Source organism: Candidatus Methylomirabilota bacterium (assembly GCA_035260325.1).
In the GTDB taxonomy this organism is placed as follows: Bacteria; Methylomirabilota; Methylomirabilia; order Rokubacteriales; family CSP1-6; genus AR19.
In genome coordinates this window covers 1-7,154 of sequence record DATFVL010000162.1, presented here as the reverse complement: position 1 = coordinate 7,154, position 7,154 = coordinate 1, and the positions used below count along the sequence as shown (strand labels likewise).

Genomic DNA, 7,154 nt, shown 5'->3' with positions numbered 1-7,154 from the left:
CGATCTGGCGCGCGACATCGTGGAAGGCGGGGTTCGTCCACATGGAGTAGTTCTGCGGGCCGTCCTTGCCGTACCAGGCGCTGAAGTAGTCGGACGGGTCCATGAGCGTCGAGACGATCGCGCTGATCGCCAGATCGAAGTTACCGGCCGCCGCCTCCTCGAACCACTGTGAGACCTGCACGGTCCGGAGGTTCGTCTCGATGTTCAGCGTCTCCTTCAGCATCGCCTGGATCGCCACGGACCAGAGCTTGAAGGTGGCCACGTCGCGGACGAGAAACGCGAGGTTCTTGAGGCCGCCGGCGTGGCCGGCCTCGGCCATGAGCCGCCGCGCTTCCTGGACGGCCGCGCGCGTGTCCTTTTGGTAACCGAGGCGCTTGCTGACGAGCTCCTCGCGCGGCGTCGAGAGCTCGTGGAACGGGTAGACGAAGCCGCCGACGCTCATGGGCGCGACGTCCTTCACGACGTCCACGAGCGTGTGCCGATCGAGCGCCAGATGCATGGCGCGGCGCACGCGTGGGTCGCCGAGCGGGGCCTTCGTGTTGTTGATGAACACCGCCTGGATGACGCTCTGGTTGAAGTCCACCGCGGTCATGCCCGGCGTCTCCTTAGCCTTGCGCCACGACACCGGGTCGAGCAGCCGCGCGTAGTCGATCTTGCCGGTCAGGAGCGCGGAGCCGAGTTCCGGCGAGAAGGGTGGCATGTGGTAGACCTCGAGCTTGTCCACGTACGGGAGCCCCTTGTTCCAGTAGCTCGGATTCCGCTCCATGATCCAGACTTCCTTGTCCCGCCGTGAGACGTGGCGGAAGGGACCGGTGCCCGGCGCGGCCATGACGTGGCGCAGGTCGTTGCCGTTCTCCTCGAGCGTCTTCTTCCTGACGATGACGTTCCAGCCGCTCGCGAAGGCACCGAGCATGAATGCCTTGGGGCGCGACTCCTTCAACCGGAATTCGATCCGATGGGGGTCGAGCACCACGATGTCGCTGACCGCGGAGAAGAGCGGCGTGCGCGGGATCACCACGCCCTTCGGCGGCGCGGCGATCCGCTGGTAGGTCGCCTTGACGTCCTCGGCCGTGAACTCGGCGCCGTCGTGGAACTTGACGCCGTGCCGCAGGTGGAACGTGTACTTCTTGCCGTCGGGAGTGATTTCCCAGCGCTGGGCGAGGTCGGGGATGATCGTCTGGCCGTCCCGCGCGTCGCGGCGGATCAGGCAGTCGTACATGGGTGCCTGGCCGCTGATGTTGCTGACGGTCCCCGACTGATGGAGGTCGAAATGGACGGGAGCGCTGAGGGTGCCGAAGCGCAGCGTGCCGCCCCGCTTGGCCGCGGCATCGGGCCGGACGGTGGCGTCCTGTGCTGCGGCGTGGCCGGGCGCGGGCAGCCGGGACGCGATGACCGCGCCGGCGCCGGCGGCGCCCGCCCGCTTGAGGAAGGTCCGACGGTCGACGCTGCCGGGGCGCTTCGGATCGTTCGCGTGATCGCTCATCGTGTCCTCCTCGCGGGACGGCGGGGTCGCGGCAACGCGCTCCGCGTGAGCCCGGACCATAGCAGAAGTCGGCGCCGAACGCATCTCACGCCGCGGCGACGATGCCGTATGCTCTAGGGCCATGGAGATCAAGCACCGCTTCGTCGGCACCAACGGCATTCGCATGCACGTCGCCGAGGCGGGTGAGGGTCCGCTCGTCCTCCTGTGCCACGGCTTCCCCGAGTCGTGGTACTCCTGGCGCCACCAGATCCAGGCACTCGCCCGGGCCGGCTTCCACGCCGTCGCCCCCGATCAGCGGGGTTACGGGCAGACGGACAGGCCGGAGGCCATCGAGCAGTACACGCTGCTCCATCTCGTCGGCGACGTCGTCGGCCTGCTGGACGCGCTCGGCGCGCCGACCGCGGTGATCGCGGGGCACGACTGGGGCGCGCCGGTCGCCTGGAACGCGGCGCTGCTGCGCCCGGACCGCTTCCGCGCCGTGATCGGCCTGAGCGTGCCCTTCCTTCCGCGCGGCTCGGCGCGTCCGACGACCGTGATGCCGCAGACCCAGGACGCGATCTTCTACCAGCTCTACTTCCAGAAGCCCGGAGTCGCCGAGGCCGAGCTCGAGCGCGACCCCCGCGAGACGATCCGCCGCGTCCTCTTCTGGGGCTCCGGCGACGCTCCCCGCCGCGGCGAGCGGACCATCGGCGCCGGCGACGTGGGGATGGTGCCGCGGACGGGCGGGTTCCTCCCCGGCCGCGACGCGCCGGCCACCCTGCCCGCGTGGCTCACGGAGGCCGACGTGGACTTCTACGCGGGCGAGTTCCGGCACTCCGGATTCCGCGGCGGCCTCAACTGGTACCGCAACATCGACCGTAACTGGGAGCTCGGCGCCGCCTGGGCGGGCGCGAGAGTGACGGTGCCCGCGCTCTACGTCGCGGGCGACCGCGATCTCGTGCTCGGCTTCCGCGGCATGGACAAGCTCCTGCCGGCGCTCAAGCAGTTCGTCCCCGATCTCCGGCAGACGCTCATCCTTCCCGGCTGCGGTCACTGGACCCAGCAGGAGCGGCCGGACGAGGTCAACGCCGCCGTGCTCTCATTCCTCAAGACGCTGGGAGGGTAACTCCATGGTCGAGTTCAGGAAGCTCACGTACGACGTGCTCCAAGTCGGCGAGGAGTTCGTCTCGGACGCACAGCTCGTGACGCCCGAGGACATCGAGACCTACGCGTTCGCCGTGGACGATCATCACGCGTGGTTCTCGGGAGACTCCCCGTTCGGCGGTCCCGTGGCCCACCCGACGCTGCTCGGCAACCAGGCGTTGCGCCTGCGCCACAGCCGGTACATCGTGCACGCGGGGCTCCACGCGAAGATGGAGTTCGAGTTCCTCGAGCCGATCCGGCCGGGCGTGCGCGCGCGCTCCCGCGGCCGCGTCATCGACAAGTACGAGCGCCGGGGCAAGCCCTACATGGTGACGGAGTTCGTCACCGAGGACGAGCAGGGCACGGTGCTCGTGCGCGGCCGGTTCACCCAGATGCTGTTCAGGGACTGAGGGGCGCCATGGACACGACCACCGCCGCCGCCGTCACCGTCGGGCACGAGCTTCCGGCCGTCGTGAAGGAGATCTCGCAGCGCAAGATCGACGCGTACTCGGGCGTGCGCGCGCGCTCCATCCACACCGACGAGGGCTGGGCGCGGCAGAAGGGGTTCCGCGCGTGCCTGGCGCAGGGGATGATGTCCACGGCGTACGTCTCGGAGATGATGACGCGCTTCCTCGGCGCCGGCTTCGTCAAGGGCGGCACGATGTCCGTCGCCTTCATCAAGCCCGTGTACGCCGGCGATCGCCTCACCGTCCACGGCGTGGTCAAGGACCGGCGCCGGGAGAACGGCGCCACGCGCGTGGTCGTCGAGGTCTGGTGCGAGAACCAGCACGGGGAGAAGACGGCGGTCGGCACCGCCAGCGGGCTCAGTCCAGCGTGAGCACCGCCTTGCCCGGGAAGCGCCGGGCCATGAGGTCCTGCGCGACCTGACCGATCTCCTTCCAGGACCGCTCGAGGCTCACGTGGGGTACGAGCTGCCCCGCCGCCACGAGCTCGGCGAGCCGCCGGAGGCCCACCGCCGCGGGCTCCGCCGAGAGCTCGGTGAAGACGTAGAAGCCGTACAGCGTCGTGCGCCCGGCGGCGAAGAACTCCCGCGCGTCGAAGGTGACCTCGGGGCCGGCGGAGACGCCGAGGGTGACGCAGACGCCGCCCCGCGCGAGGGCGGCCAGCGCCGTGCCGAGCGTGCGCCCGCCCACGGACTCGATCACCAGATCGTACTTGGGCGACGGCGGGATCTCGTCGCCCACGATCACGTCGTGAGCGCCGAGCTGACGCAGCGCCGGGACCTGGTCGGCGCGCCGCGCGCTCGCCGTCACGCGGGCGCCGGAGAGCCGCGCGAGCTGCACCGCGAAGTCGCCGACGCCGCCGGTGGCGCCCGTGACGAGGACGCGACGCCCGAGGATCTGACCGCCCTTCGCGAGGGCGTGGAGCGCGGTGAGCCCGGCCACGGGGAAGGTCGCGGCCTGGGAGAACGTCACGGCGTCGGGCAGCACGGCGAGGGCGTGCGTGGGGACGGCCACCCGCTCGGCCCACGCGCCCTCGGGCAGGAGCCCGACCACGCGCGCCCCGACGGGTGGGTTCGAGCCGTCGGCGGCAGGCTGCTCGATCTCGCCGGCCAGGTCCCAGCCCGGGCGCCAGCCGGCCGCCGCCATGCCGGCGCGCCGCACCTCGCCTCGGTTGAGCGAGATCGCGCGGACGCGCACCACCGCTTCACCGCGCTCGGGAGAAGACGGCCGGACCGACTGGATGACGAGCCGGCCTGGCGCTTCCGGATCGACGACGACGGCGCGATTGGTTGTCACGGCCCACCTCCCTGGCGACGGACGCCGGAGCAGGATACCATCCGGATCGCCACCATGAAGGTCGCGACCTGGCGCGGGGAGAACCGCTTCACCGTCGACGAGACCGCCGAGCCCGTCGCCGGGCCCGGCCAGGTCGTCGTCGCCGTCCACGCGGCCGGCATCTGCGGGACGGACATCCACGCCACCCAGGGCCTCTTCCCCTGGACGCCTCCGCTGGTGCTGGGCCACGAGTACACCGGCGTCGTCCGTGAGGTCGGCCGCGGCGTGAGCCGGGGCCTCGTCGGCCGCCCCGTGGCGTGCGAGCCCTCGTACGGCTGCGGCGAGTGCCCGGAGTGCGCCGCGCGGCGCGTGAGCCAGTGCCCGCGCTGCGTGCGCGTGGGCGGCTTCGCCGAGCGCGTGGCGCTGCCCGCGCATTGCGTGCATCCACTGCCCCGCGGTCTCGACGCGGTCACGGCCGCGATGACCGAGCCCGCCGCCTGCTGCCTGGCCGGCCTCGAGCAGTTCGAGATGCCGCGCGGCGCGACGGTGCTCGTCATCGGCGGCGGCATCATGGGGCTCCTCACGATGGTGCTCGCGCGCCGCCGCGGCGCGCGGCGGCTCGTGCTCTCCGATCCGATCGACGAGCGCCGCCGGCTCGCGCGGCGGCTCGGCGCGACCGTCGTCGTGGATCCGACGCGCGAGAGCCTGCGCGAGCGCGTGCAGGCGCTCACGCGCGGCCGCGGCGCGGACGTCGTCTGCGAGGCGGTCGGCAAGCCGGAGCTGGTCGCGGAGGCGGTCGCGCTGACGAAGCCCACGGGGCACCTGCAGCTCGTGGGCGTGAACCCCAAGGGCAGCCGGCTCCCGCTCGACCTCTGGGACGTGCACTACCGCGAGATCACGCTCGGCGGCGCCTTCGGCCGCGGGACCGCGTTCCGCCGGGCTCTGGCCCTCATGCCCAGGCTCGGCGTGAGGCGGCTCGTCACCGCGCGCTTCCCGCTCGAGCGGATCGGCGAGGCGTTCGCGCACGCGGCGGCGGGGCGCGGCGCGAAGACCGTGCTCATGCCGGGCGCGGCGTAGGCGCCCCGTGGAGGGATGACGCGATGAAGCGCAGCACGGAGCGGATCCTCACCACGCACACGGGGAGCCTGCCGCGCCCGCGCGACCTCACGACGATGCTGGAAGCGATGGACGCCGGGAGCGCGCCCGATCCCGCCGCGTTCGAGTCCCGCGTGCGCAGCGCGGTCGCGGACGTCGTGAGGCGGCAGGTGGACGCGGGCGTGGACATCGTCAACGACGGCGAGCAGGGCAAGGTCGGCTACTCCACGTACGTGCGCTATCGGCTCACCGGGTTCGGCGGGCAGAGCGTGGTGCCGCCCAGGGCCGACTGGGCCGACTTCCCCGAGGCCGCGGCGCGCGTGGGACGGACCTCGGTGGCCCGCCCGTCGTGCAACGGCCCCATCGACTGGAAGGACCGGACGGCGGTGCAGAAGGACGCCGCCAACCTGAGCGCGGCCCTCGACGGCGTGAAGCCGGCCGAGGTCTTCATGACCGCCGCCTCGCCCGGTGTCATCGCCCACTTCCTGCGTAACGACCACTACCCGAGCCGCGAGGCCTATCTGGCGCGCCTGGTCGACGTCATGAAGGAGGAGTACGACGCCATTCACCGCGCCGGCTTCGTGCTTCAGGTCGACTGCCCGGACCTCGCGATGGGACGGCACCTGGCCTTCCCCGACCTCCCCACCGCGGAGTTCCTGAAGATCGCCGCGGCCAACGTCGAGGCGCTGAATCATGCCCTGCGCGACATCCCCGCCGATCGTCTGCGCCTGCACCTCTGCTGGGGCAACTATGAAGGCCCGCATCACCGGGACATCCCGCTTCGTGAGGTTCTCGGCATCGCGCTCAGGGCCCGGCCTCAAGCGCTGTCCTTCGAGGGCGCCAACCCGCGGCACGAGCACGAGTGGATCGTGTTCCGGGAGGTGCGCCTGCCGGACGACAAGCTGATCATCCCCGGCGTGCTCGACTCCACGACCAACTTCATCGAGCATCCGGAGCTGGTCGCGCAGCGGCTCGTCCGCTACGCCGAGGTGGTGGGGCGCGAGCGCGTCATCGCGGGCACCGACTGCGGCTTCGCGACGTTCGCGCGCGCGAGCCTCCAGGTCGAGCCCGAGATCGCCTGGGCCAAGCTCCGCTCGATGGTCGAGGGGGCCCGGCTGGCGTCCGCGCGGCTCTGGCGCTGACGGGCCGGGCGCGAGACCGGAGACCGCGCTAGGCGCGGGCCGCGCCGGCCCGCGCGCGGCCTGGGTGAACAACCTCCTGCTTCGTCACATCTAGCCGGTGCGGCTCACGCCAGGACAACTCGACGTCGGTCGGCTGCTTCCGGGGGCAGTCTTTCGCGCGCTGGAACCCGCAGCGCCCGCTGGCGGTCAGAACAGTCCCACGGTGGTGGCCCAAAGGGATTCGCGCGCTATTGAACACTCCTTTTAAGGGGGTTGTTCGGTGCGCCGCCTAAGGATGCGCAAGCAGGATAGACTCCTCCCCAGTTCCCGAGGGGACGGTGACCCGGCGCCGGTGAGAGGCGCCTACTTCAACGCGTCCGCACCGGCCTTGGCGGCCTGCGCATCTTGCTCGGAGGCGGCGCCGGACACGCCGACCGCACCGATGACCTTGCCGTCCACGATGAGCGGGATCCCGCCCTCGAGCACGCTGGCCCCTCTCAGTCCCAGCAGGCGGAGGTTGGCGCCGCCCTGGCCGACGAGATCCTGGAACACCTTGGTGGGGCGCCGGTAGAGGACCGCCGAGTACGCCTTGTC

Annotated in this window: 8 protein-coding genes; 5 read left to right on the top strand and 3 right to left on the bottom strand. The window is 71.7% G+C overall.

Going from position 1 to position 7,154, the window contains the following annotated elements:
- Positions 1–1,483: ABC transporter substrate-binding protein (locus tag VKG64_10790; GenBank protein HKB25530.1), on the bottom strand; the 1,483-nt coding region annotated here is incomplete at its 3' end.
- Positions 1,484–1,604: 121 nt separating this feature from the next.
- Between VKG64_10790 and VKG64_10785 the strand changes: the two genes are divergently transcribed.
- From VKG64_10785 to VKG64_10775, 3 genes are read left to right on the top strand one after another with little or no spacing between them, the layout of a single operon-like run.
- A complete protein-coding gene (locus VKG64_10785) occupies positions 1,605–2,588 on the top strand; it encodes an alpha/beta hydrolase (GenBank protein ID HKB25529.1) in 984 nt (327 codons plus the stop codon).
- A 4-nt stretch (positions 2,589–2,592) separates the two neighbouring features.
- Complete coding sequence (locus tag VKG64_10780; protein HKB25528.1) at positions 2,593–3,015, top strand: MaoC family dehydratase; 423 nt, start codon at positions 2,593–2,595, stop codon at positions 3,013–3,015.
- Positions 3,016–3,023: 8 nt separating this feature from the next.
- Positions 3,024–3,443 carry a MaoC family dehydratase gene (locus tag VKG64_10775; GenBank protein HKB25527.1) on the top strand — a complete coding sequence of 140 codons (420 nt, stop codon included), beginning with the start codon at positions 3,024–3,026 and terminating at the stop codon, positions 3,441–3,443.
- Here the strand turns inward: VKG64_10775 and VKG64_10770 are convergent.
- Complete coding sequence (locus tag VKG64_10770) at positions 3,430–4,365, bottom strand: zinc-binding dehydrogenase (GenBank protein ID HKB25526.1); 936 nt, start codon at positions 4,363–4,365, stop codon at positions 3,430–3,432. The two genes, VKG64_10775 and VKG64_10770, sit on opposite strands and share 14 nt — an antisense overlap.
- A gap of 54 nt (positions 4,366–4,419) precedes the next feature.
- Here VKG64_10770 and VKG64_10765 point away from each other — a divergent pair, with 54 nt between their 5' ends.
- Positions 4,420–5,421 (top strand): zinc-binding dehydrogenase, encoded by a 1,002-nt coding sequence (locus tag VKG64_10765; protein ID HKB25525.1) that lies wholly within the window; start codon positions 4,420–4,422, stop codon positions 5,419–5,421.
- A gap of 23 nt (positions 5,422–5,444) precedes the next feature.
- Positions 5,445–6,581, top strand: a complete 1,137-nt coding sequence (locus tag VKG64_10760; protein ID HKB25524.1) for a cobalamin-independent methionine synthase II family protein — start codon at positions 5,445–5,447, stop codon at positions 6,579–6,581.
- Positions 6,582–6,923: 342 nt separating this feature from the next.
- On the opposite strand, the gene VKG64_10755 is transcribed toward VKG64_10760, so the two are convergent.
- Positions 6,924–7,154 (bottom strand): heme-binding protein (locus VKG64_10755; GenBank protein HKB25523.1); only part of this gene is annotated, 231 nt, incomplete at its 5' end.